Annotated in this window: 21 protein-coding genes, 2 tRNA genes and 3 rRNA genes; 10 read left to right on the top strand and 16 right to left on the bottom strand. The window is 30.8% G+C overall.

The features are described 5' to 3' along the window. Nucleotides 1-58 precede the first annotated feature (58 nt). Nucleotides 59-1297, bottom strand: a complete 1239-nt coding sequence (locus D3Z07_RS00625; protein WP_076087477.1) for a uracil-xanthine permease family protein — start codon at nucleotides 1295-1297, stop codon at nucleotides 59-61. Nucleotides 1298-1449: 152 nt separating this feature from the next. Between D3Z07_RS00625 and upp the strand changes: the two genes are divergently transcribed. Next, nucleotides 1450-2070 carry a uracil phosphoribosyltransferase gene (gene upp, locus D3Z07_RS00620; protein ID WP_076087479.1) on the top strand — a complete coding sequence of 207 codons (621 nt, stop codon included), beginning with the start codon at nucleotides 1450-1452 and terminating at the stop codon, nucleotides 2068-2070. A gap of 18 nt (nucleotides 2071-2088) precedes the next feature. On the opposite strand, the gene D3Z07_RS00615 is transcribed toward upp, so the two are convergent. From D3Z07_RS00615 to D3Z07_RS00590, 6 genes are all read right to left on the bottom strand, one after another. After that, nucleotides 2089-2850 (bottom strand): Rossmann-fold NAD(P)-binding domain-containing protein, encoded by a 762-nt coding sequence (locus D3Z07_RS00615; protein WP_076087481.1) that lies wholly within the window; start codon nucleotides 2848-2850, stop codon nucleotides 2089-2091. Further along, the gene (locus tag D3Z07_RS00610) at nucleotides 2847-3650 is read right to left on the bottom strand and encodes an ion transporter (protein ID WP_076087484.1); all 804 of its coding nucleotides are present in this window, start codon (nucleotides 3648-3650) and stop codon (nucleotides 2847-2849) included. The genes D3Z07_RS00615 and D3Z07_RS00610 overlap by 4 nt, the downstream gene beginning before the upstream one ends. A gap of 4 nt (nucleotides 3651-3654) precedes the next feature. Next, entirely contained in the window at nucleotides 3655-4041 is a 387-nt protein-coding gene (locus D3Z07_RS00605) for a DUF423 domain-containing protein (RefSeq protein WP_076087486.1), read from the bottom strand. A 57-nt stretch (nucleotides 4042-4098) separates the two neighbouring features. Further along, nucleotides 4099-4380, bottom strand: a complete 282-nt coding sequence (locus D3Z07_RS00600) for a hypothetical protein (RefSeq protein WP_076087488.1) — start codon at nucleotides 4378-4380, stop codon at nucleotides 4099-4101. A 125-nt stretch (nucleotides 4381-4505) separates the two neighbouring features. Then, complete coding sequence (locus D3Z07_RS00595) at nucleotides 4506-4952, bottom strand: phosphoribosyltransferase (RefSeq protein ID WP_076087490.1); 447 nt, start codon at nucleotides 4950-4952, stop codon at nucleotides 4506-4508. A 9-nt stretch (nucleotides 4953-4961) separates the two neighbouring features. Further along, on the bottom strand, nucleotides 4962-6254 hold the full coding sequence (locus D3Z07_RS00590) for an NCS2 family permease (protein WP_076087492.1): 1293 nt from the start codon (nucleotides 6252-6254) through the stop codon (nucleotides 4962-4964). Between the two features lie 205 nt (nucleotides 6255-6459). On the opposite strand from D3Z07_RS00590, the gene D3Z07_RS00585 reads away from it, so the two are divergent. Genes D3Z07_RS00585 through D3Z07_RS00575 form a run of 3 tightly spaced genes read left to right on the top strand, consistent with a single transcriptional unit; the run spans nucleotide 6460 to nucleotide 8356 of the window. Then, a complete protein-coding gene (locus D3Z07_RS00585) occupies nucleotides 6460-6804 on the top strand; it encodes a hypothetical protein (protein ID WP_076087494.1) in 345 nt (114 codons plus the stop codon). Between the two features lie 14 nt (nucleotides 6805-6818). After that, nucleotides 6819-8054 carry a hypothetical protein gene (locus tag D3Z07_RS00580; protein WP_122892799.1) on the top strand — a complete coding sequence of 412 codons (1236 nt, stop codon included), beginning with the start codon at nucleotides 6819-6821 and terminating at the stop codon, nucleotides 8052-8054. Continuing rightward, a complete protein-coding gene (locus D3Z07_RS00575) occupies nucleotides 8054-8356 on the top strand; it encodes a metal-sulfur cluster assembly factor (RefSeq protein WP_076087498.1) in 303 nt (100 codons plus the stop codon). Before D3Z07_RS00580 ends, D3Z07_RS00575 begins: the two co-directional genes overlap by 1 nt. Nucleotides 8357-8362: 6 nt before the next feature. Here the strand turns inward: D3Z07_RS00575 and D3Z07_RS00570 are convergent, their stop codons facing one another. The 8 genes from D3Z07_RS00570 to D3Z07_RS00535 form a co-directional block, all read right to left on the bottom strand. Further along, the gene (locus D3Z07_RS00570; RefSeq protein WP_122892798.1) at nucleotides 8363-9481 is read right to left on the bottom strand and encodes an aminotransferase-like domain-containing protein; all 1119 of its coding nucleotides are present in this window, start codon (nucleotides 9479-9481) and stop codon (nucleotides 8363-8365) included. Nucleotides 9482-9746: 265 nt separating this feature from the next. Then, nucleotides 9747-9862 (bottom strand): 5S ribosomal RNA (rrf, locus tag D3Z07_RS00565). 158 nt (nucleotides 9863-10020) lie between these two features. Further along, nucleotides 10021-12936 (bottom strand): 23S ribosomal RNA (locus tag D3Z07_RS00560). A gap of 339 nt (nucleotides 12937-13275) precedes the next feature. Beyond that, nucleotides 13276-13351, bottom strand: a tRNA-Ala gene (locus tag D3Z07_RS00555). Nucleotides 13352-13389: 38 nt separating this feature from the next. Then, a tRNA-Ile gene (locus tag D3Z07_RS00550) sits at nucleotides 13390-13466 on the bottom strand. A 99-nt stretch (nucleotides 13467-13565) separates the two neighbouring features. Beyond that, nucleotides 13566-15082 (bottom strand): 16S ribosomal RNA (locus D3Z07_RS00545). Together the 16S, 23S and 5S rRNA genes with 2 tRNA genes alongside form the textbook arrangement of a ribosomal RNA operon. 400 nt (nucleotides 15083-15482) lie before the next feature. Beyond that, nucleotides 15483-15824 carry a cytochrome C gene (locus D3Z07_RS00540; protein ID WP_172802479.1) on the bottom strand — a complete coding sequence of 114 codons (342 nt, stop codon included), beginning with the start codon at nucleotides 15822-15824 and terminating at the stop codon, nucleotides 15483-15485. Nucleotides 15825-15855: 31 nt separating this feature from the next. After that, nucleotides 15856-16350, bottom strand: coding sequence for a redoxin domain-containing protein (locus tag D3Z07_RS00535; RefSeq protein WP_076087502.1), 495 nt, complete (start codon nucleotides 16348-16350; stop codon nucleotides 15856-15858). Between the two features lie 144 nt (nucleotides 16351-16494). On the opposite strand from D3Z07_RS00535, the gene D3Z07_RS00530 reads away from it, so the two are divergent. From D3Z07_RS00530 to pgm, 6 genes are all read left to right on the top strand, one after another. Further along, complete coding sequence (locus tag D3Z07_RS00530; RefSeq protein ID WP_076087504.1) at nucleotides 16495-17277, top strand: HAD-IIB family hydrolase; 783 nt, start codon at nucleotides 16495-16497, stop codon at nucleotides 17275-17277. Further along, nucleotides 17268-18554 (top strand): glycerate kinase type-2 family protein, encoded by a 1287-nt coding sequence (locus D3Z07_RS00525; protein ID WP_122892797.1) that lies wholly within the window; start codon nucleotides 17268-17270, stop codon nucleotides 18552-18554. Before D3Z07_RS00530 ends, D3Z07_RS00525 begins: the two co-directional genes overlap by 10 nt. Nucleotides 18555-18567: 13 nt before the next feature. Then, the gene (locus D3Z07_RS00520; protein WP_122892796.1) at nucleotides 18568-19779 is read left to right on the top strand and encodes a glycosyl transferase; all 1212 of its coding nucleotides are present in this window, start codon (nucleotides 18568-18570) and stop codon (nucleotides 19777-19779) included. After that, nucleotides 19776-21512, top strand: a complete 1737-nt coding sequence (locus D3Z07_RS00515) for a sugar phosphorylase (RefSeq protein WP_122892795.1) — start codon at nucleotides 19776-19778, stop codon at nucleotides 21510-21512. Before D3Z07_RS00520 ends, D3Z07_RS00515 begins: the two co-directional genes overlap by 4 nt. A 42-nt stretch (nucleotides 21513-21554) precedes the next feature. Beyond that, nucleotides 21555-22391 carry a UTP--glucose-1-phosphate uridylyltransferase GalU gene (gene galU, locus D3Z07_RS00510; protein ID WP_076087512.1) on the top strand — a complete coding sequence of 279 codons (837 nt, stop codon included), beginning with the start codon at nucleotides 21555-21557 and terminating at the stop codon, nucleotides 22389-22391. Nucleotides 22392-22461: 70 nt separating this feature from the next. Further along, the gene (gene pgm / locus D3Z07_RS00505) at nucleotides 22462-24093 is read left to right on the top strand and encodes a phosphoglucomutase (alpha-D-glucose-1,6-bisphosphate-dependent) (protein ID WP_122892794.1); all 1632 of its coding nucleotides are present in this window, start codon (nucleotides 22462-22464) and stop codon (nucleotides 24091-24093) included. A 12-nt stretch (nucleotides 24094-24105) separates the two neighbouring features. Here the strand turns inward: pgm and D3Z07_RS00500 are convergent, their stop codons facing one another. Beyond that, entirely contained in the window at nucleotides 24106-24777 is a 672-nt protein-coding gene (locus D3Z07_RS00500; protein ID WP_228200595.1) for a glutamine amidotransferase, read from the bottom strand. Nucleotides 24778-24838 lie beyond the last annotated feature (61 nt).

Raw genomic sequence — 24838 nt, 5'->3', positions numbered from 1 at the left:
TAAATAACAAAATGAAGCTAGCTAAAATAAGAATTTTAGCTAGTTAATAATTGAAGTTTTATTCTTTTACAGCTTGTGGTAGTATTAGATTTAATAAAATTCCAACAATTGCACCAAGTCCAATTCCAGAAAAAGGTACTCCACCAAAGTTAAATGTCATTCCACCAATTGAAAATACTAAAATCATAGAAACAATAATCATATTTCTAGGACAAGTAAAATCAGTATTTGCTTTGATAAGTGTTGCTATACCTAAAGTTGCGATAATACCAAATAACAATAACATAATTCCACCCATTACAGGAGTTGGAATTGTTGATAATAAAGCACCAATTTTTCCTACAAAAGCTAAGGCAATTGCAAAAATTGCAGCCCAAGTCATAATTGCAGGATTATATGCTTTTGTAATAGTAACAGCACCTGTTACTTCAGAATAAGTAGTATTAGGAGGACCACCAAATAAAGCAGCTACTGAAGTAGCAAGACCATCACCTAATAATGTATTTTTTAAACCTGGCTTTTTTAAATAATCTTCTTTAGTAACATTTGAAATTGCTAACATATCACCAATATGTTCAATTGCAGGGGCAATTGCAATTGGCAAAATAAAAATTATTGCTTGCCAGTTAAATTCAGGTGTAGTAAAATTAGGAATACTGAACCAAGCAGCTTGACCAACTGATGTAAAGTCAACTATTCCATAAATTAAAGCAAGAATATATCCAATTATAATACCAGCTAATATAGGAATTAACTTAAACATTCCCTTACCTAATAAAGAGAAAAACACAGTTACAAGTAAGGCTATCATTGAGATAACAATTGCAGTTTCAAACGGTACTAACACAATTGACCCATCACCTGTTTTTCCCATTGCCAAATTAACTGCAACAGGTGAAAGAATTAAACCAATTGACATAATAACAGGTCCAACTACAACTGCTGGTAATAATTTGTGAATAAAATTATCTCCTTTTAATCTAATAAGCATACTTAAAACTACATACAATAACCCAGCAGCTACAAGCCCAGACATAGTTGCTGCAATTCCCCATGTTTGAACACCATAAGAAATTGGAGCTATAAAAGCAAATGAAGAAGCTAAAAATATTGGAGGTACCGCACCTCTATTTACAAATTGGAAAACTAAAGTTCCAATTCCTGCTGTAAAAAGTGCAACACTTGGATCAAGTCCTGTTAAAATTGGCACTAAAACAAGTGCACCAAAAGCTACAAATAAAAATTGTAAACCTAAAATAGAGTCTTTTGCTCTAAAATTGTAATCTGTGGGTTTCATATTACCTCTTGTGTTTTGATATTTTGTATCATATCGAAATATCAGTTAATTAAAATTAAATTAATGTATAATTTATAAGTAATTTTTTAGTAATATATAAGCTTTAAAATTAAAGTAATTTTTAAACTTATAAACCAATAATAGGAATTAAAATGTATAAAGAAAGTACAAATGTTGTTGTAAAACATCTTGTAAATAGATTAAGAGATGTAAGAACAACATCAAATGAGTTTAGACTAACTATTGAAGAAATATCAAGAGTAGTAGCCTGCGAGGCACTAAATGACTTTGAAACAGTAAGCCAAAATATTAATACATGGCAAGGTTCTTTAGATGTAGAAATGATTGAAGTACAAAAATTAGTACTTGTTCCTATTTTAAGAGCAGGTGAACCAATGCTTACAGGTATTTTAAAAACTCTTCCTTATGCAAAAAGTGGTTTTTTAGCAATGAAAAGAGATGAAGAAACATCTTTAAGTAAACTTTTTTATGAAAATATTCCTAGTTTAGAAGGAAGAACTGTTTTACTACTAGACCCTATGATTGCAACCGGAGGTTCTTTAATTGATGGAATTGATTATTTAAAAACTAAAAATCCTAAAAGAATTATTTGTCTAAATGTTTTAGGTTCACCTTTTGGAGTTCAGAAAGTACAAGAAGCACACCCTGATGTAGATATTTTCATAGCTCAAATTGATGAAAGATTAGATGAAAACAACTATATAAGACCAGGTCTTGGAGATGCAGGTGACCGAGCTTTTAATACAAACTAAAATTTTAAATTATTAGTGTTAATACTCAAAGGGGTTTGGATATTTATATTCAAATCCTAAACTTGAAATTTTACTTCCATCTATAATTCTATTTTTAATACCTTTTTCATTCTTGAAAATCGATTCTTTAAATCCATGTTTCTGTGCATTATGTAAGTATATTTCTTCTTTTGTTGGATGTTCTTTTGAACACAAATTAAAAATTCCATTTATATTATTATTGATTACAAAATAAGTTGCACTAATTACATCATCTCTATGTATGTAATTTATTTTTATATCCTTATCATTTACTATTTTTGAAGAAGAACGCTTACCTGCAACTCTGTTATAACCCATAAGTCCAGAGCATCTAAAAATGACATCAGTTTTATCTTTTATTAAAAGTTCAGATTCATAAACTTTAGGGGACTTTTCATTTGATAATTTTGAATCTTCTTTATAAATTCCATCTTCACTTGCATAAATAGATGTAGAGCTTACAAATATAATCTTTTTTATATCTTTTATTTTATTATGAGAATAAATTTTTTCTAAGAATGATGAATAATCTTCAAACTTTGAAGGTGGAAAATTTATAAATAGATAATCAGTTTGTAATAATTTATCTAAAAAACTCAAATTTTGCTCATTTAATAAAAAAACATCTAAACCTAGCTCTTGAAACTTTTGTCTATTTTTTTCATCTTTAATTGATACTTTTACATTGTAGTTTTTTTTTAATTCACAAGCAAGTGGAAGACCTAACCACCCTGCTCCTAATATTGTAAATGTTTTCATTTATCTTTCTCTTTTAATTCTTGAACTTCTGTTCTTAAAGATTTTATTTCTTCAAGCAGTATATCTAATTTTAAACTATCTTCATGAATCTCTTTTTTCATCTCTTCTTCTTGAAGTTTTTGCATTTCACCAATAATAACAGCAACAAATAAATTGAAAAATACAAAAGCTGCAATAATTACAAAAGAAACAAAATAAACCCAAGCCCATGGATAAACTTCCATAGCCTCATACATTACATCTGTCCAATCTTCAAAAGTTAGAACTCTAAATAATGTAAGCATTGAAATTAAGAAATCTTTCCAAAGTCCTGAAGGCAAGTCTACAAAGAAAAAACTTCCAATAATTGCATAAATATAGAAGATTATAAATAATAAAATTACAATATCAATAATAGAAGGAATTGCTTTAATAAGCATATCAATAATTGCTTTTAATTCTGGACGTGCAGTGAATAATCTTAAGATTCTAAATACTCTCATAAGTCTTGCAATTGCAGCGAAACTTGATGACTCTAAAGGTAAAAGAGTAATTACAACAATAACAAAATCAAAAATATTCCAACCTGATTTAAAAAAGTTTGCAAACTTTTTCTCAGCAACCATTTTAATTGCTAATTCAAAAACAAAATATATAGTTACAAAATAATCAGCAACTTTTAAAAATAAATTATAATTAGTCTCAACTTCGTCTAAAGTCTTAAAACCTAAAATACAAGCGTAAGCAATAATAATGAAAGTTGTTAAATTAGAAAACCACTTTGAATCTCTAACTTCTTCAATTTTTTGCATTGTAGTCATTTAATTATTCCTTTAATAAGCTATAAGTTACTACTAACCAAGCAATAATTAATAAAGTTCCACCAATTGGAGTGATAGCTCCAAGTATTGGTAAATTTAAAACAACCAAAGCGTATAATGAAAAAGAAAATATTATCATTCCAATAATTATAAGCCATGCACTTAGTCTTAATTTTTTTGAATCAGGTTTAAAATTAATTAAAAAAGCCACTATAAAAAGACCAAGAGTATTATAAAATTGATACTGTATTCCAGTATTGTATATTTTTAACATTGAGTCTGTTACTATTGATTTAAGTCCATGTGCACCAAAAGCACCAAGAGCAATTGAAAGAGCCATCATAAAAGAGGCAATTGCTAGAAATTTTTTACTGTTATTATTAAGTGTCATAATACTTCCAAAAGTTAATTTTTGCGAAGTATATCAAAAAAAAGTTAATAAAATATTTTATTTACTTTTAGATATTTTTTCTAAGGACTTATCTTTTGAGAATCCTGCGCCTTTTTTTTCTTTTTTGACTAATTCTAAATCATTAATTAATGTTTTATAGTCAATTCCTTCTTTGTTCATATAGGCAAAACAAGCAGCGATAGATGCAATTGCATTAGGAACTTCTTTCTTCTTTTTATAAGCTTGAATATTTTTTTCACTAACTTTAATTAATGCTGTAAATTTAGGAATTGTAAGTTCTGCGTCCAAAAGTAATTTTTTAAAATCTATAAAAGTCATTTGTTTTCCAGTAGTTTTTTTAAATTATACAAAGTAGAATGTAAAAGTTAGGTAAAAGTTCAAGATTTATATATAAAAGTAATATTTTATGTAGTTCTGAATCCTAATAAATTAGGATTCAATTTTTATTTTACATCAACTTCCCAGAAGAAATCAATCCATTGAGTCGCTTCTCTTACCGTATAGTCAGGTTGTAAAACTGCAGTTTTTTTATAAAATAGCGTTGCTAATTTGAATTCTACATTTGGAAACTTTTCTTTTAATATTTTTAAAATTTGTTCCATTGTTTCACCTGAATCAACAATATCATCAATAATTAAAACCCTTTTTGCATGTGATACATCAGGAATATTAAAAATATTGAATGTATCAAGCTTTAAATCACCTTCATAATGAACAGAATTTAAGCTATATAAATTTCTCATATCCATTGCTTGTGCCATTAAATGAGCTAATGTCAAACCACCTCTTGCAACTGCAAGTAATACATCTGGCTCATAATCTCTACAAGAGTTTACTAATTTTTGTGTATCTTCTTTAAATAAATCATAACTATAATAAAGTTTTTCCAAAATTTTTCCTTATAAAATAAATGCTAATGCACTAATAAATGTTATTACTAAAATACCAATATTCAAATCACTAAACTCTTTTTTAGCTAATTTTATAATTGTATAAACTAAAAAACCTGCTGCTATACCATTTGTAATAGAGAAAGTTAATGGCATTAAAATTACAATTAAAAATGCTCCTGCACTTGTTGCTAAATCAGAATCTTCAAAATTTATTTTTCCAAGTTCTGTAAACATTAAAACACCAACAACAACTAAAACAGGATAAATTGCATTTGCAGGAATTGCTTTAAATAAAGGAAGCATAAATAAAGTAGTTACAAAAAACATTGCTGTAAATACAGCAGTTAAACCAGTACGTCCACCCTCTTCAACTCCTGATGCACTTTCAATAAATGCTGTTGTAGTTGAAACTCCAACTAATGCACCTGCAGTTGTTGCAATTGCATCTGCTTCAAGCGTTTTTTGTAATGACTTATCATTTTTGTTATTTTCTTGAAATAACTTAGCTCTAGTCCCTACTCCTGTTAAAGTACCTAAAGTATCAAACATATCAGTAATTAAGAATGTAATAATCACAGGTAATAAAGATAAAGTAAAAGCACTTAAAATATCAAGTTCCATAAAAATAGGTGAAATTGAAGCAGGCGTAGAGATGACACTTTGAGGTAATGCACCAAGACCTAGAATCCAAGCTACAATTGATGTAATAGCAATTGAAAGAATAAATGCACCTTTAATTCTATAAGCATAAAAAGAAAATGCAAGAATTAAACCTAAAACTCCAAGTAGTACATTTGAATTTGAAAAATCACCTAAGGTAACTAATGTAGCTTCACTTGCACTAATCATTCCCATTTGCTTTAAACCAATAAAAGCAATAAAAGAACCAATACCCGCAGAAATTGCTCGTCTTAAACTCATAGGAATTGATGTCATAATCCAAACTCTAAAATTTGTTAAAGATAAAATTACAAATAATATACCAGATAAAAATACAATACCAAGTGCTGTTTCCCAAGGAATTTTCATACCTAAAACTAAGCCATAAGAAAAGTATGCATTAAGTCCCATACCAACACTCATTGCAATTGGAGTGTTTGACCAAAGTCCTGAGAAAAGTGTTGCTAAAATAGTAATAATAGCAGTTGCAGTTACAACTGCATCCATAGGTAAACCTGCATCTGCAAGTATAAAACCATTAACTGGAACAATATACATCATTGTTAAAAAAGTAGTAAACCCAGCTGAAAGCTCAGTTTTAACTGTTGTGTTATGCTCTTTTAATTTAAAGAAGTTCACAATTTATCCTTATTTTTTAAATAAGCGCAAAGTATACTCAAACTTAAATAAAAATTAATATAAAAGATGTATAAACAATAACAATATTGTAATATTTTGAAATTAATCTGAATTATAAGAAAGATATTTATTTTTATTGATAGCCATCAATGTTATTAAAAATAAAAAATATTAAAATTACAACAATAACTTTTAGGAGATTAAAATGCAATTATTACCCAAAGATGCGAAAAAAATTGAAATAGAAGGTTCAACAGTAGATTTTTATAAATATATTAAAGATGGTATCTCATACTATTATTTTGACACTTCTGAATGTGGACCACCAGAACCAATGGTTAATGCAATGGCAGGCTTACAATTATTAGATAAAAACTCTAAACTAATTATGATCAATCATAAACCACCAATGGGATTATTCCCAAAAATCCAACAAAACTTTAATTATGAAATAGATGAAATTGAAAATGGAATGCACAGCGTTACTTTTACATCTAAAGACGGAGAAAACAAAGAAACTGATTTCTCTCAAACTTCTTGTGCAGGATAAGAAAAGAGTTTCAAATGATGAATATAACACAAGACTTTGCACCGCCATTTAAATTAATTGCACCTTATTTTATAATAGGTGTGATTTTTTATTTATTCTCGTCAATATTTTCTTTAACTTTAAATATTAATGAACTAAATATTCATAATCCAGATTTACTATCATGGACACATCTATTTTTATTAGGGTTTGTTATGATGATAATATTTGGTGCAATGGCTCAATTAATTCCAGTTACACTTGAAGTTGGACATTTTAGTGTTGAGTTTTATTATATAATTTATCCTTTACTATTAATAGGTACACTTTTAATGGCTTTTGGATTTTCAAGTAATAGTAGTTTTTTACCTTATGGCGGTGTCTTAGTATTACTATCAATGTTTATTTTTTTAAGCGAAATATTACTAACGATGAAAAAAGTTACAAACTTTTCAAACGTGATAAAAAGTATTTTAGTATCAAATATTTTTCTTTTTATAGGAATTATTTTTGGAATAATCATGGCATTAACTTATGCAGGACAATTTGATGCAGATATTAATGAACTGTTAAAAGCTCATGTTTTTTCCGTTGTTTTAGGTTATATAATTATTAGTATAATGGCCTTATCATTAGTTTTAGTACCAATGTTTGGCTTATCACATAACTTTTCACAAAAACCACTTAATAATGCAGTAATTATTATGACAACAGCAGTGAGTTTTATAATCATATCAGCAATATTCTCTTTAACAATAATAGACAAAATTGGGTATTTACTAGCAGTATTAGCATTAAGTATTTATTTTTATCAGATTTTTCTAATTTATAAAACAAGAGCAAGAAAAGAAAATGATATTTATGTTATTTCATTATTCTTTTCCTTTGCAACATTTTTAATATCAATAATATTAGGATTTTTGTATATATTCATAGATTATGAACCTTTATTATTCACTGCTTCATGGTTAATGTTCAGTGGTTTTATAGCCTTTGTAATTATTGGTCATTTATATAAAATTGTTCCTTTCTTAGTATGGTTTGAAAAATTTTCACCTCTAGTTGGAAAACAAAAAGTTCCAATGTTAGCAGATATGGTTCCAGTTAAAGATGCAAATTATCAATTTATATTTGCAAGTGTAGGTGTAGTAATATCATCACTTGGTTTACTATTTATGTCAGATGAAATTTTTAAAGCTGGAGCATCATTTATATGTATTGGTTCAGTATTTTTATTAAAAAATTTATTATTTATGATAAGGTTTAAATAATGTATACAAAAGAAGAAATATTCAAAGCAGTATCAACAGTACTTGATCCAGAAGTAGGATTTAATCTAGTAGAAATGGGACTAATATACGATGCTTCATGCAATGAACAAAATGAAGTTACAGTAACTATGACTCTTTCAACAAAAGCTTGTCCTTTACATCAAATGATTGTAAATTGGGTAGAAGAAGCAGTTCTAAGAGAACTACCAAAAGTAGAAAAAGCAGAAGCTATTGTAGTTTGGGAGCCAGCTTGGAATGTAACTATGGCAAATGATAATGTAAAAAAAGCCCTAGGAGGATAAACTCTTTTAAGAGTTTATCTTATCTTCAAAACTATCAACAATATATGATAGTTTTTTAATTCCTTTTTTTATCTCTTTATAACTAGCATTTGTAAAATTAAATCTTGCCTCATTAGACTTTTCATTTAAATAAAATACTTCAGCAGGAACAAAAGCAATATTTTCTTTTAAAGCCTCTTTTGCTAAAAGCATAGAATCAATTTTAAAAGAACCATAAATAAACATACCACCTTTGGGTTTTTTAAATTTAAAAGAAGGAATATATCTTTTAAAACACTTAGCCATAAACTCCATTTTATTTTTATACTCTTTATTTATTAAAGAAATATGCGAGAATAAATCATTATCATTTAAATACTCATCAATTAACATTTGGTTAAAAGTTGATGAGTGTAAGTCTAAAGATTCTTTTGCAGCTAATAACATTTCTATATTCTCTTTTTTGGCTCGAATCCACCCTAATCTTAAACCAGGAGCAACTATTTTAGAAAAAGAACCTAAATGATAAGACTCTTCATAAAACTTTGAAATTGGAGTTTTAACTTTATTTTTAAAATTTAAAAAACAATAAGCAGCATCTTCAATTAAAATTGATTTTCTTTTATTTAGTATATTAGAAATATTCTTTCTTTTTTTGTTGCTATATACATTTGTAGAAGGATTTTGATAATCACTAATAGCATATAAAATATTTGATTTATTTAACAAACTTTCTAAGTCATTAATATTTTTAAAATCAATAATTTCTTTATCTAATATTTTGAATGCTCCTAAAGCACCAATATATGATGGACTTTCAACTATGATTTGCTTTAAATCTAAACTCTTTAAAATAATATCAAAAGCTTGTTGACTGCCAGTTGTAATTAATATTTCATCTTTTGATGTAAAAAATCCTAAGTTCTTAGTATATATAGAAGCAATCTTTTCTCTTAAACTCACCAATCCTTGAGATTTAGAATATTGTAAACAATCACTATTCTTAAATACCTTTTTACTAGCTTTTGATAATTGTTTTAAAGGAAACAATTCTTTATCAGGAAGCCCTCCTGCAAAGGAGATAGTATTAACATCAGTAGCATCTAATATTTCTCTAATATATGACCTTTTAATTTTATTACTCACTTACTATTCCTTTTTTGTTGTATTATATATAAAATCAGAAAAGTATTCTTTATCTATAATTTCAAAATAGTTATCTTATATTGCTATTTATATCTTAAAAATAGAATAGATACTATGGATTAATTTAAAAGAATAAAAATTAAGAAAAAGATTAGAAAGAAGATTTATAAGAAAAGTAAAAAGAAAGCCAAAAAAGAGGCTAAAAAAAAAGCTTTCAGCTAAAAGAACAAAGTTCAAATAGCTAAAAGCTTAGTAAATACTCAAGAGCTGGCAGCGGCCTACGTTTCCACAAGGGGACCCTGCAGTATTATCAGCGATGAAGAGCTTGACTTCCAGGTTCGAAATGGAGCTGGGTATTTCCTCTTCTCTATAACCACCAGCAAAACTGAGTAATCAATATACTATAGAAGTATACTCATTACTCAACTTAATCTGTGAGTAAAGATATTAATAATGTTAAAGTCAACACATTTTATTTTTTATTCATACATTGCGTACACTTAATAAGATAGTAAACCAAAGAATACTAAATTTGAATTATAAATAAGCCAAACGATCTATTAGTACTAGTCAGCTAAACGTCTTACAACGCTTACACATCTAGCCTATCAACCTCTTAGTCTTAGAGGGATCTTCAGGGAAAGTTAATCTTGGAGTTGGCTTCGTGCTTAGATGCTTTCAGCGCTTATCTCATCCGTACGTAGCTACCCAACGATGCTCTTGGCAGAACAATTGGTACACTAGTGGTACGTTCATCCCGGTCCTCTCGTACTAGGGACAAATCTCCTCAACTTTCCTACGCCCACGGAAGATAGGGACCGAACTGTCTCACGACGTTCTGAACCCAGCTCGCGTACCGCTTTAAATGGCGAACAGCCATACCCTTGGGACCTGCTTCAGCCCCAGGATGCGATGAGCCGACATCGAGGTGCCAAACCTCCCCGTCGATGTGAGCTCTTGGGGGAGATCAGCCTGTTATCCCCGGCGTACCTTTTATCCTTTGAGCGATGGCCCTTCCACACAGAACCACCGGATCACTATGACCGACTTTCGTCTCTGTTCGACTTGTATGTCTCACAGTCAAGCTAGTTTATGCCATTATACTCAACTGGCGATTTCCATCCGCCATGAACTAACCTTTGTAAGCCTCCGTTACTTTTTAGGAGGCGACCGCCCCAGTCAAACTACCCACCAGACATTGTCCTGAAAGAGGATAACTCTTCCCAGTTAGTAACTCAAATATTCAAGGGTGGTATCTCAAGGATGGCTCCACTAGAATTGGCATCCTAGTTTCATAGCCTCCCACCTATCCTGCACATGAATATCCAAGCTACAGTGTCAAGCTGTAGTAAAGGTGCACGGGGTCTTTCCGTCTTTCCGCGGGTAGGAGGAATTTTCACCTCCACTACAATTTCACTGGATCCCTGGTTGAGACAGCTCCCATCTCGTTACGCCATTCATGCAGGTCGGTATTTAACCGACAAGGAATTTCGCTACCTTAGGACCGTTATAGTTACGGCCGCCGTTTACTCGGGCTTCAATCAAATGCTTCGATAAATCTAACATCATCAGTTAACCTTCGAGCACCGGGCAGGCGTCACACCTTATACATCCTCTTACGAGTTAGCAAAGTGCTGTGTTTTTGGTAAACAGTCGGGAGGGACTCTTTGTTGCAACCTCTCTAGCTTTCGGAAGTAAATTCCTATACCAAAGTAGGCACACCTTATACCGAAGATACGGTGCTAGTTTGCAGAGTTCCTTAACCAGGGTTCTTCCACGCGCCTTAGAATACTCATCCCACCCACCTGTGTCGGTTTACGGTACGGGCAACAAACAATATGCTTAGTGGCTTTTCTTGGCACGACAGTATCATCGATTCTGCGTTAGTTCCGAAGAACGGCAGCAGCCTGTAAGATCTCGGTCTCATGTAATCCGGATTTGCCTAAATTACGACCTACGTCCTTCGACCCACTATTCCATCAGTGAGCTCGATTAACTCTATGCGTCCCCACATCACGCTTGTTTGTTGGTATTGAAATATTAATCAATTTGCCATCGTCTACCCCTTTCGGACTCGACTTAGGACCCGACTAACCCTACGATGACGAGCATCGCGTAGGAAACCTTGGGTTTTCGGCGTTGAGGATTCTCACCTCAATTATCGCTACTCATGCCTGCATGCTCACTTCTATCCGCTCCAACGCTCCTTACCGGTACATCTTCAACGCTGAATAGAACGCTCTCCTACCACTCAATATAAAATATTGAATCTAAAGCTTCGGTGCATATCTTAGCCCCGTTATATTTTCCGCGCAGAATCACTAGACCAGTGAGCTGTTACGCTTTCTTTAAAGGATGGCTGCTTCTAAGCCAACCTCCTGGTTGTCACAGTAACTCCACATCGTTTTCCACTTAGATATGACTTTGGGACCTTAGCTGTTAGTCTGGGTTGTTCCCCTCTCGACATAGGATTTTATCACCCTACGCCTGACTCCTGCGATTACACATATAGTATTCATAGTTTGATAGGGTTTGGTACCGCGGTAAGCAGCCCTAGCCCATTCAGTGCTCTACCCCTATATGCTACTACGCAAGGCTATACCTAAATATATTTCGGAGAGAACCAGCTATCACGAAGTTTGATTGGCCTTTCACCCCTATCCACAAGTCATCCGAGCACTTTTCAACGCACACCGGTTCGGTCCTCCACTGGCTCTTACACCAGCTTCAACCTGCTCATGGATAGATCACTTCGTTTCGGGTCTGCAGCATCTGACTAAGTCGCCCTATTAAGACTCGCTTTCGCTACGGCTTCGCACTTGGCTTAACCTTGCCAGACACCACAACTCGCAGGCTCATTATGCAAAAGGCAGTCCGTCACCCTGATAAATCATAGGGCTCCGAATGATTGTAAGCTAATGGTTTCAGGTTCTATTTCACTCTCCTCGCTGGAGTACTTTTCACCTTTCCCTCACGGTACTTGTTCACTATCGATCTGTAAGTAGTATTTAGGATTAGAGGGTGGTCCCCCTAGATTCAGACAAAATATCACGTGTTCCGTCCTACTCAGGATACCAATAGAGCTATTGAACATTTCGATTACAGGAGTATCACCTTCTACGCTTAACCTTTCCAGGTTATTCATCTATATTCTCTAGTCTCACATCTTGGTCCTACAACCCCCTATGCAAGCATAGGGTTTGTCCTAATCCCATTTCGCTCGCCGCTACTTTGGGAATCTCTTTTGATTTCTCTTCCTCTGGTTACTGAGATGTTTCACTTCACCAGGTTTGCCCACTTTCGTGTAACTAATATCTCTATTAGCTGGGTTGTCCCATTCGGATATCTACGGATCAAAACTTCTTGACAGTTCCCCGTAGCTTTTCGCAGTCTAGTACGTCCTTCATCGCCTCTTACAGTCTAGGCATCCACCATTAGCCCTTAATAGCTTATAATAAACAGAATTTAATCTGTCGCATTTGATAATTATTCTTTGGCTACTATCTTATTAAACATACTTTAATGCATATTTTATAAAATAATAAATTGTGTTCTATCTAATCTCTTAGATAGTTTTTAAAATTGTTTATTAATCTTTACTAATAAATTAGTATTAATTAATGAAAAAATTAAAAGACTTTAACATTATATTTTTAAATATCTTGCTAGCTTAAAAAAACAAGTTTTTTCAAGGTAACGCGTTTTGGTAATTAAACCAAATATAAATACTTCTTTTAAGTACTTATATTTAGTTTAGCAACTAAACTTTTATCAGTGTAATTTGGTTTATATGATGGTGGAGAATAGCGGGATCGAACCGCTGACCTCCTACGTGCAAGGCAGGCGCTCTCCCAGCTGAGCTAATTCCCCATCGTAGTATATATTATTAAGTTATAGATTATTTAAAATGGTGGGCCTACCAGGACTTGAACCTGGGACCTCACGATTATCAGTCGAGCGCTCTAGCCAGCTGAGCTATAGGCCCCTATTACCTATTAAATAAATAATCTTTATAAACCGAACATAATACTCTTTATTGTTTTTCTTGATGAGACTTAGAAACGAATCTAAGTTCATATCTCTGAAAGGAGGTGATCCAACCGCAGGTTCTCCTACGGTTACCTTGTTACGACTTCACCCCAGTTACTGAATCCACTGTGGAGGGTAGCTACTTTAGCATTCCCGCTTCGAATGAGTTCAATTCCCATGGTGTGACGGGCGGTGAGTACAAGACCCGGGAACGTATTCACCGTAGCATTGCTGATCTACGATTACTAGCGATTCCAACTTCAAGCAGTCGAGTTGCAGACTGCTATCCGAACTGGGAGATATTTTTGAGATTTGCTCCACCTCACGGTATTGCTGCTCTTTGTATACCCCATTGTAGCACGTGTGTAGCCCTGGACGTAAGGGCCATGATGACTTGACGTCGTCCTCACCTTCCTCCTGGTTACCCAGGCAGTCTCATTAGAGTTCTCAGCCGAACTGCTAGCAACTAATGACGAGGGTTGCGCTCGTTGCGGGACTTAACCCAACATCTCACGACACGAGCTGACGACAGCCGTGCAGCACCTGTATGATAGTTCTAGCAAGCTAGCACTAATACATCTCTGTTATATTCTATCTATGTCAAGTCCAGGTAAGGTTCTTCGCGTATCGTCGAATTAAACCACATGCTCCACCGCTTGTGCGGGTCCCCGTCTATTCCTTTGAGTTTTAATCTTGCGACCGTACTCCCCAGGCGGTACACTTAATGTGTTAACTGCATTACTGCAAGGTCTAGCCTCACAACAACTAGTGTACATCGTTTAGGGCGTGGACTACCAGGGTATCTAATCCTGTTTGCTCCCCACGCTTTCGAATCTCAGCGTCAATAATGTTCCAGTAGATCGCCTTCGCAATCGGTATTCCTTCTGATCTCTACGGATTTTACCCCTACACCAGAAATTCCATCTACCTCTCCCATATTCTAGATAGAAAGTTTCAAAAGCAGTTCAATAGTTGAGCTATTGGATTTCACTTCTGACTTTTCTATCCGCCTACATTCTCTTTACGCCCAGTGATTCCGAGTAACGCTTGCACCCTCCGTATTACCGCGGCTGCTGGCACGGAGTTAGCCGGTGCTTATTCATATAGTACCGTCATTATCTTCCTATATAAAAGGAGTTTACGCACCGAAATGTGTCATCCTCCACGCGGCGTTGCTGCATCAGACTTTCGTCCATTGTGCAATATTCCCCACTGCTGCCTCCCGTAGGAGTCTGGACCGTGTCTCAGTTCCAGTGTGACTGATCATCCTCTCAAACCAGTTAAGCGTCATTGTCTTGGTGAGCCATTACCTCACCAACTAACTGATACTGTACAGGCCGATCTTCAAGCTATAAATATTTCCCTTGCAGTCTTAAGACTTAAAGGCATATAGGGTATTAGCAATCGTTTCCAATTGTTATCCCCTTCTTGAAGGCACGTTACCTATATATTACTCACCCGTGCGCCACTTAGCTGACAATTAAAGCAAGCTTTAATCCGTTCTCGTTCGACTTGCATGTGTTAAGCACGCCGCCAGCGTTCACTCTGAGCCAGGATCAAACTCTCCATAAAGAAGTGCGATACAAAGTTGACTTAATGTCAAGTTTTATAAACGCGTCTAGTTTGATACTGACAAATTTGTATTGTTATACAAAATTATCACTCAAATTTATAGACAAGAATTAATTCTTGTTATAATTTTTTTATTTTTTTTAAATCTATTTCTTTTAGATTATATATTAGAGTATTATATTCAGTTTATAAAGATTACTTTACAAACTTCATTACATTGTTAAAGATCATCCGTTTATGTGTCGCTTGCGCTCTACTTAAATTGGACGGGAATTATAGAGAATTTTTTATGCTTTGTCAAGAGGTATAACTTAAAATCTGTTTAAATTTTTAGATTTGTTCTTTTTTCGGTTTTTTGATTGGCTTTCACTTACTTTTGCTTGGGTTTTTATAGATTTCTCTAATTATCGAAATTAGTATCATATATATACTCTGAAATTTCTTCTAGTGTAGTTTTATCATATCCTAATTGTGGCATTAGTCCATATTTTTTTATATCTGTACTCATTAATGATGTTTCTTCATTTGGATTTAAAACCCATGTACTCATGTAATCAATAAAATCTTTTTTGTTAGGAAATGCATTCTTGTAATTATTTTGTATTTCTTGTATTCTTGGAGCTGATTTATTTAAGTTATCTGTTTTATGACAAGTAATACAATTGCCATTAAAAAGAAGTGCTTTATATGAGGCATTTATATTTGTAATAAAAAGTATACTTAAGAATATTAATAGTTTCATAAATAAAAGTATACTCCTATATACCTTTATATTATTTAACTACGGACATTCTTGTGTATAAACCTACTGTTGTTGTATACCCTACTTCAGAAAATTCTAAATTCTTTTCTTTATTATATATAAGTGTAGTTGGGAAAACTTTAATATTAAATTTTGATGAATAAAAAGCATTTTCATCATTTACTACATTAAATGTTAAATCATTACTTTTTAAATATTCTTTTATTTCTTCTTCGCTTCCTGATTGAACTGCTATTGTTATTACTTCATAATCTTTTGATAGTTTTTCTATATTTGATGCCTCAAGTTTACATGTTGGACACCATGTCGCCCAAAAATGAATTACTAAAGGTTTATCTGTTTTTATATTGTATTCACTCCCATCTAATAATTTGAAGCTTTTAATATCTAAGTCGTTTTTGTTTAAGTCTTGTGCTCTGTAAAAACTAACTACATTCATAGCTATTGCTAGTGTAATTGTAAATATGATAATTTCTTTTATATATTTTTTTAATTTATCTTTCATTTTTCTCCTTAAGTATGCTTGTATTATTACAAAATAGTATTTAATGATTGTTAAGAAAACTGCAATATTTTATATACATTAGATTGTATACTTTTTATACATGTATATACTTTCTATATACTTTTATATTCGATATACTGAATTATGTTAAAAAAACAAAAAGAAAACTATCTTATATTTACAGACTTAGATGGTACATTACTTGATCACGAAACATATAGCTTCGATGATGCTAAAGAAATGCTAAGCTATCTTAAATTAAATGATATTCCATTAATTATAATTACAAGTAAAACAAAACATGAAATATTAAAACTACGAGAAAAGCTTGAATTAAAACAGCCATTTATTGTTGAAAATGGTGCAGGTATTTTCATTCCCTTTGAAAATGATTTTAAACAGATTAACTTAGGAAAGACATATCTTGAAGTTTTAGACTTTTTTAATATTTATAAAAAAGAGTATGAACTAAAAGGCTTTTTTGATATGAGTATTCAAGAAGTAGCATTATTAACTGATCTTAGTTTAAGTGATGCAAAACTTGCAAAAAAAAGAGATTTTTGTGAACCTTTTATTATAAAAGATGAATCAAGAATTACAGAACTAAAAGATTTAGCTTTAAAAAAAGGTTTTGATATTGTAAAAGGTGGAAGATTTTATCACTTAATTAGTAAAGGACAAGATAAAGCAAAAGCACTTTTAGAACTTCGTAAAATTTACGAAAAAGAAAATAATACAAAATATAAAACAATTGCACTAGGTGATGGAGCAAATGATATTACAATGCTTCAGTGCGCTGATATTTCTGTTTTAATTAAAAAATTTGATAATACATTTATTAATTTTGAAAAAAAAGATTTAATAAAAACAGAAGGAATTGGTCCAAAAGGTTGGAATGAAGCATTAAAAGGAACTTTATGCAAGTAAAAGAAATATTAAAAGATTCATTTTTTGAAGTTCTAAAAAATATAGAACCTAGTAAATTAATTGATAATAAATGTGAATTTAAACAAAATGAAATAATTATAAATAATGAAGTTATTACTTTACCTCAAAACAAAAGAATACATCTTTTTGGTTCTGGAAAAGCAGTTTTAAGTATGGCTAAAACTATTTACAATAAGCTTGATGAAAAAATTGAAAAAGCTTTACTTGTTGGACCTTATGAAAATAGCTTGAATAAAGAAAATCTAACATATTTACAAAGTTCTCACCCTATTCCTACTTTTAAAAGTGTAAAAGCTGGTAAAAGTTTAAAAGAAGAAATAGAAAATCTTGATGAAGATGATTTCTTCATATATTTACTTTCAGGTGGTAATTCTGCTTTAGTTGAATTACCAATTGAAGATATTACACTTGAAGATTTTCAAGAAACAACTGATTTAATGTTAAAAGGTTCAATGCCAATTGTTGCTATGAATTGTATTAGAAAACATTTATCACAAGTAAAAGGTGGAAGACTAGTAACAAATTGCAAAGCTAAAGGTATTGTTTTAGTATTAAGTGATGTTTTATCAAATGATATCGAAGCAATTGGTTCAGCTCCACTATATTTTGATAGTTCTAGTTTTGAAGATGCAATTACATATTTAAAAGAGTATGAATTATTTGAAAAAATTCCTTCAAATGTAAAAGAATATTTACTTAAAGGTCTTAATAAAGAAATAGAAGATACTCCAAAAACTGAAAATATTGGTATTAAGCATTTTTTAATAGCTTCAAATGAAATACTTTTAGAAGATATACAAAAAGAACTTTCTTCTAAACATATTTCATCTGTAATTATGAATAAAAAAATAGAAGAAGATGTTGATATTGTTATTGATGATTTACTAGATTTTATTAAACAAAAACAGCAAGGTTGTTTTATTTTTGGTGGAGAAGCACTAGTTAAAGTAAAAGGTGATGGGAAAGGTGGAAGAAATCAACATCTAGTATTATCATTTTTAAATAAATTCCCTGATAACAAGAAAATTACTCTTTTAAGTGCAGCAAGTGATGGAGTTGATGGCAATTCAAATAGTGCTGGTGCAGTTGTAGATAATTTTAGTATAAAAAACTATAAAAATTTAAATTTAGATATAAAAAAATATTTAGAAGATTTTAATTCAAATGAGTTTTTTAAGAAAACAGGTGACTTAGTGAACACAGGGCCTAGTCATAATAATATGTTAGATGTATTAATACTTCATATAGAAAAATAAAAAGGGAATATAAATGTCAGATTTTTTTCAAAATGGTGTTGTAACAACACTTCAAAACTTAGGTGCTAGAAGCTTAGAAGATATGGAAAATGAACTTATAAAGTTTAGTAGAAGAAGAAGAATGGTTCTTTTATTACCTGCTTTATATTCAGAGTTTCAAACTCCTGCTATGCATACAATTATAGAAGAGCTTAAAGATGTTAAGTATTTATATAAAATTATATTAGGACTTGATCAAGCGACTAAAGAGCAATTTGAAGAAGTAAAAGAGCTTATGAGTCAACTACATTGTAAAGTTGATGTTTTATGGAATGATGGTCCAAGAATTAAAGAACTTTATTCTGAACTTACAAATGAAGGTTTTCCAGGACTTGATACTCCAGGTAAAGGAAGAAATGTATGGACAATGTTAGGTTATGGATTAACAGATAAAGATGCTTATGCTTTTGCACTTCATGATTGTGATATTGTTAATTACTCAAGAGAAATTCCTGCAAGATTGTTTTATCCTATTATTCATCCAGGTTTAGATTTTGAATTTAATAAAGGTTATTATTCAAGAGTTACAAATAAACTTCATGGAAGAGCTACAAGATTGCTTTATACACCTTTGATTAATTCATTGAAAAAAGTTCATGGACATAGCAGATATTTAGAATATATGGAAAGTTTTAGATATGCACTTTCTGGAGAGTTTTCATTTATAAGGTCAATGGGAAGGGGTATTGCTATTTCTCCAACTTGGGGACTTGAAGTTTCAACATTAAGTGAAGTTTATAAAAACACATCAAACAGACGAATTTGTCAAACACAAATCATGGATACTTATGAACATAAACATCAAGAGTTAGGTTCACAAGAGAGTAATGGTGGAATTTATAAAATGGCAAATGATATTGCTAAAACACTTTTTAGAGTAATGGCACAAGAAGGTGTTATCTTTTCTCCTTCTACTTTTAAAACTTTACTTGCAACCTATTTTCAAGAATCAAGATTTGAAATATCAAAATATAATGCACTTAGCAAAGTTAATGGATTAGATTATATAAGAGAAAAAGAAATTAAAGCAGTTGAAGCTTTTCAAGAAGCAATTAAAGAAGCTTCAAGTGAATATTATGAAGACCCAATGGGTGTTCCTGCTTTATCTCCATGGATTACAGTAAGATCAGTTTTACCTGATTTTTCTGATAAATTTCATGAATATGTTCAAAAGGATAATCAATGAAAAACCATATCTCAGACCCAAAGCATAATATAAACAAAAGACTACATAAATTATACCCTGAAGAAACAGCTCAAAAAGCAATAGATGGAATAATTGATTTAATTTATAAGTATAAACAAAGAATTAATTCAAAAGAGTATCATTTAAGTCAAAAAGATATCATTTTAATTACTTATGGAGATCAAGTTTCAAGAAATAGTGAACCTGCACTTGACACTTTAAAACAGTTTATGGATAATCATTTAAAAGGAGTTATTAATTCAGTTCATATTTTACCTTTCTATCCTTATTCATCAGATGATGGATTTTCAGTTGTAAACTATACTGCTGTTGATCCTCATATGGGTTCATGGAGAGAAGTTGAATCATTGTCAAAGGAATATAGAATAATGGTTGATGGTGTTATTAATCATATTTCTCAGTTTTCAAATTGGTTTAAATCCTTTTTAGCAGGTGATAAATATTTTGAAGATTTCTTTATTGAACTTGATCCTACAATTGATTTAAGTAAAGTTGTACGTCCAAGAGCAACACCTCTTTTGCATGAATATATTGCAGACGATGGAAAAATTCATAATATATGGACAACTTTTAGTAAAGACCAAGTTGACTTAAATTATAAAAGTTATAAGGTTTTAAGAGCTGTTCTTGATGCAATGTTTTACTATGTTGAAAAAGGTGCAACACTAATTCGACTTGATGCGATTGCATTTATTTGGAAAGAGTTAGGAACGGGTTGTGTTCATTTACCTCAAACACATGAATTAATTCAACTTATGAGAGAAGTAATACACGAAGTTGCTCCTGAAGTAATTATAATTACAGAAACAAATGTACCTCATCATGAAAACATTTCTTATTTTGGAAGTGGAGAGGATGAGGCTCAAATGGTTTATAACTTTGCACTTCCTCCACTATTACTAAATTCAATGGTTTGCTCAAACACTAAAAAATTAACGACTTGGGCTAAAACATTAGAACTACCTAGTGATAAGGTATGTTTCTTTAACTTTACTGCTAGTCATGATGGTATTGGTCTTCGTCCTGTAAAAGGGATTTTGAGTGATGAAGAAGTAGCTAATATTGAAAAAAGAGTTAAAGACCATGGTGGTTTAGTTTCATATAGATCTGAAGAAGATGGAAGTAAAACTCCTTATGAATTGAATTGTAGTTATATTGATGCTTTAAGTAATCCAGAAGATGAGCAAATATTAAGAATAAAAAGAATGCTGGTAACTCAAGCAACTGTTTTAGCAATGCCTGGGGTTCCTGGGATTTATTTTCATTCATTAGTTGGTTCTCAAAATTATAAAGATGGTGTTAAGCACTCTGGAATAAATAGAACTATAAATAGAGAAAAGTATAATGTTGATTGGCTTGAAAATGAACTTTCAACAATGGGAAGTTTAGGAAAAACTATTTTTGATGCGTATAAAAGAATGATTTCAATTAGAATAAATGAAGATGCTTTTAATCCATTTACTCAATTTAACTTTTTAGAATTAGATGAAAGAGTTTTTGTAATTGATAAATTTAGTGTAGATAAAAAAGAAAGAATACTCTCTTTAAATAATTACTCTAATGAAGAAGTTACTATTACATTACCTAAAGATATAAAATTACCATTATGTGATATTTTAAGTTCAAACTATTGTGATGATAATAGTATGAAAAAAGAATCAACAATTACTCTTGAACCATATCAAGTTATGTGGCTTAAGGGAAAAATATAGCATATTAAATGCAAATTAAAAAAATTAAGGAGAATATATAAAATGAGTCAAATTACAAAGTGTTTATTTCCAGCAGCAGGTTATGGTACAAGATTTTTACCAGCAACAAAGGCAATGCCAAAAGAGATGTTACCAGTACTTACTAAACCATTAATACAATATGGAGTTGAAGAAGCAATGGATGCAGGATGTGATGTAATGTCAATAATCACAGGTCGAGGGAAAAGAGCTATTACAGACCATTTTGATATTTCTTATGAGCTAGAACATCAAATACAAGGAAGTTCAAAAGAAAAAATGCTTAGTGATATTAGAAGTATTATTGAAAAGTGTACTTTTACATATACAAGACAAAATGAAATGAAAGGTTTAGGTGATGCTATATATAAAGGTAAAGTTTTAGTAGGAGATTCTAATCCTTTTGCAGTTATTTTAGCTGATGATTTATGTGTAAATCCAAAAGGCGATGGAGTTCTTAAACAAATGGTTAAACTTTATGAAAAATATAAATGTTGTATCGTAGCTTGTATGGAAGTACCAAAAGAAGAAGTTCATAAATATGGTGTGATTGAAGGAAAACCTATGGAAAATGGTGTTCATATTATTTCAAATATGATAGAAAAACCAGATAATGATAAAGCTCCATCAAATCTTGCAGTAATTGGAAGATATATTTTAACTCCAGAAATTTTTGAAATTATCAAAAACACAAAACCTGGAAAAAATGGAGAATTACAAATCACTGATGCACTTTGTACTCAAGCAAAAAACCAAATGGTATTAGCTTATAAATTTGAAGGAAAAAGATTTGATTGTGGTTCAATCGATGGTTTTGTAGAAGCTACTAATTATTTTTATGAATTAGAAAATAAAAAATAAGATTTTTTAAAAGCAAGCTTTAGATAAAATAATAAATATATAAACAATTAAATGAAAATAAGGACAAAATTTGATAAGCAATCTTGCAGGGAAAGAAGCACCAAAAGAAATACTTGAAGACATTGAAGAATTAATTGAATGTTACTATGAACATAAACCAGATGTGAATATTCAAAATCAAAAAGTTTCTTTTGGAACATCAGGTCATAGAGGTACTTCACTAAAAACTAGTTTTAATGAAAATCATATATTTGCAATTACACAAGCTTTATGTGAATACAGAAAAAGTGTAGGAATTAATGGTGTTATGCATATTGGAATTGATACACATGCTTTATCTAGACCTGCTCAAATATCTGCTTTACAAGTTTTCTTAGGAAATGAAGTAAAATGTAAGATTGCAAATGAAGATGCCTTTACTCCAACACCTGTAATGTCTTTTACAATTATTGAAGCAAATAAAAACTCTGATGTTTTAAATGATGGTGTTGTAATAACTCCATCTCATAATCCTCCAAGTGATGGTGGATTTAAATATAATACTCCAAATGGCGGACCTGCTGATAGTGATGTTACTTCTATTATTGAAAAAAGAGCAAATGAAATACTAAAAAATGGTCTAAATGAAGTAAAAGCATTAGCACAAGATAAAATTAGTAAGTCAGATTTTTTAGATATTGATGATTTTATTACTCCTTATGTTGAATCCTTAGATAGTATTATTGATATGACTGCTATTAAAAATGCTAATCTTAAAATCGGTGTTGATCCTCTTGGTGGTTCAGGACTTGATGTCTATAAAAAGATAAATGAAGTTTATGGATTAAACCTTGATATTGTAAATGAAAAAATTGACCCTACTTTTTCGTTTATGACATGTGACCATGATGGAAAAATTAGAATGGATTGTTCTTCTCCTTATGCTATGGCATCTCTTATAAAATTAGCAGATACATATGATATTGCTTTTGCAAATGATCCTGATTTTGATAGACATGGAATTGTAACTAAAAGTGTTGGACTTATGAATCCTAATCACTATTTAACTGTTGCAATTTGGTATTTATTTTCAAATAGAAAAGAATGGAAAAATGACTTAGGAGTTGGAAAAACTTTAGTTTCTAGTTCTATGATTGATAAGGTTGTAAACTCTATTGATAAAAAGCTTTACGAAGTACCTGTTGGTTTTAAATGGTTTGTAGAAGGACTTTTTGATGGAAGTTTAGCCTTTGGTGGAGAAGAAAGTGCTGGAGCATCTTTTCTTAGAATTGATGGAAGCGTTTGGTCTACTGATAAAGATGGAATAATTTTAAATCTTTTAGCTACTGAAATTACTGCAAAATTAGAAAAAGACCCAGGTGTTATTTATCAAGAGTTTGAAAAACAGTTTGGAAAAGCTTATTATAAAAGAGTAGATGCTCCTGCAAGTTTTGAGCAAAAAGCAAAATTAAAAAGCTTAAGTGTTAAAGATATTACATCAAAAACTTTAGCAAATGAAGAAATTGAAAATATCTATACAAATGCAAGTGGAAATAATGCAAGCATTGGTGGATTAAAAGTTACAACTGCAAGTGGTTGGTTTGCAGCACGACCATCTGGAACTGAAGATATTTATAAAATATATGCTGAAAGTTTTAAAAGTGAAGATCACCTAGAGCTGCTAATCAAAGAAGCACAAGATTTAGTTATAAAAAGTATATAAGAGTAAAACTCTTTATACTTTTTTTTCAACAATATCACTAAAGTTTTTTAATACTGTATTACTAATATCACAAGATCTTAAATCTTTAATTGTTTCTTTTTGATTTAAAATATACTCTTTCATAATTTCCTTATCAAATTCAGGATGAAATTGTACTCCCCAAATATTACTCTCAAATCTTGCGGCTTGTGTATTATCTTTTGAGTTTTTAGCTAATATTTTTGCCTTTGCAGGTAATTTTATAACTGTTTGATAATGTGTTTCAAAAGCATCAAACTTTTTAGGAAAGTTTTTTAGTAAAGGGTCTTTATTCTTAAAAGAAAGATTTTTTATTTTTACAATACCTATTTCTTTTCCATTTTTATTAAAATCACTCTTTCCGCCTAATGCTTTTGCAATTAATTGATGTCCATAACAAATTCCTAAAAGAGGAATATTTGTTTTAGAGATTTTCTTAATATACTTTTCTAATAAAAGACTCCAAGTAAGTTCATCTGTAACCATTTCATGTGAACCACTTATTATAAAACCTTTTGCACTATTTATATTTGGCAATTTATCTTTAGATAAAATATCAATAATCTTAATTCTAGTTTTTGTTTTCTTTAAAAACTTTAATATCCACGTATCAAAATCTTTTAATTTTTCTTTTGTTAAAAGAAAGGTTTCTCCTACTTTTAAAATATATAAATATTTGATAATAAACTCCTAAACTTAATAATATAATTATATATAAACATAATAT

Source organism: Arcobacter peruensis (assembly GCF_003711085.1).
Lineage (GTDB): Bacteria > Campylobacterota > Campylobacteria > Campylobacterales > Arcobacteraceae > Poseidonibacter > Poseidonibacter parvus.
The sequence above is the reverse complement of the archived record's forward strand: the minus strand, read 5'-3'. Positions and strand labels throughout refer to the sequence as shown.

What these genes read in the sequence shown, in the direction of transcription:
- D3Z07_RS00520 (WP_122892796.1), top strand. Translation starts at nt 18,568, where the DNA reads ATGTCAGATTTTTTTCAAAATGGTGTTGTAACAACACTTCAAAACTTA.
- D3Z07_RS00625 (WP_076087477.1), bottom strand. Translation starts at nt 1,297, where the DNA reads ATGAAACCCACAGATTACAATTTTAGAGCAAAAGACTCTATTTTAGGT.
- D3Z07_RS00525 (WP_122892797.1), top strand. Translation starts at nt 17,268, where the DNA reads ATGCAAGTAAAAGAAATATTAAAAGATTCATTTTTTGAAGTTCTAAAA.
- D3Z07_RS00610 (WP_076087484.1), bottom strand. Translation starts at nt 3,650, where the DNA reads ATGACTACAATGCAAAAAATTGAAGAAGTTAGAGATTCAAAGTGGTTT.
- D3Z07_RS00575 (WP_076087498.1), top strand. Translation starts at nt 8,054, where the DNA reads ATGTATACAAAAGAAGAAATATTCAAAGCAGTATCAACAGTACTTGAT.
- D3Z07_RS00580 (WP_122892799.1), top strand. Translation starts at nt 6,819, where the DNA reads ATGATGAATATAACACAAGACTTTGCACCGCCATTTAAATTAATTGCA.
- galU (WP_076087512.1), top strand. Translation starts at nt 21,555, where the DNA reads ATGAGTCAAATTACAAAGTGTTTATTTCCAGCAGCAGGTTATGGTACA.
- D3Z07_RS00515 (WP_122892795.1), top strand. Translation starts at nt 19,776, where the DNA reads ATGAAAAACCATATCTCAGACCCAAAGCATAATATAAACAAAAGACTA.
- upp (WP_076087479.1), top strand. Translation starts at nt 1,450, where the DNA reads ATGTATAAAGAAAGTACAAATGTTGTTGTAAAACATCTTGTAAATAGA.
- D3Z07_RS00535 (WP_076087502.1), bottom strand. Translation starts at nt 16,350, where the DNA reads ATGAAAGATAAATTAAAAAAATATATAAAAGAAATTATCATATTTACA.
- D3Z07_RS00615 (WP_076087481.1), bottom strand. Translation starts at nt 2,850, where the DNA reads ATGAAAACATTTACAATATTAGGAGCAGGGTGGTTAGGTCTTCCACTT.
- D3Z07_RS00530 (WP_076087504.1), top strand. Translation starts at nt 16,495, where the DNA reads ATGTTAAAAAAACAAAAAGAAAACTATCTTATATTTACAGACTTAGAT.
- D3Z07_RS00600 (WP_076087488.1), bottom strand. Translation starts at nt 4,380, where the DNA reads ATGACTTTTATAGATTTTAAAAAATTACTTTTGGACGCAGAACTTACA.
- D3Z07_RS00540 (WP_172802479.1), bottom strand. Translation starts at nt 15,824, where the DNA reads ATGAAACTATTAATATTCTTAAGTATACTTTTTATTACAAATATAAAT.
- D3Z07_RS00605 (WP_076087486.1), bottom strand. Translation starts at nt 4,041, where the DNA reads ATGACACTTAATAATAACAGTAAAAAATTTCTAGCAATTGCCTCTTTT.
- D3Z07_RS00585 (WP_076087494.1), top strand. Translation starts at nt 6,460, where the DNA reads ATGCAATTATTACCCAAAGATGCGAAAAAAATTGAAATAGAAGGTTCA.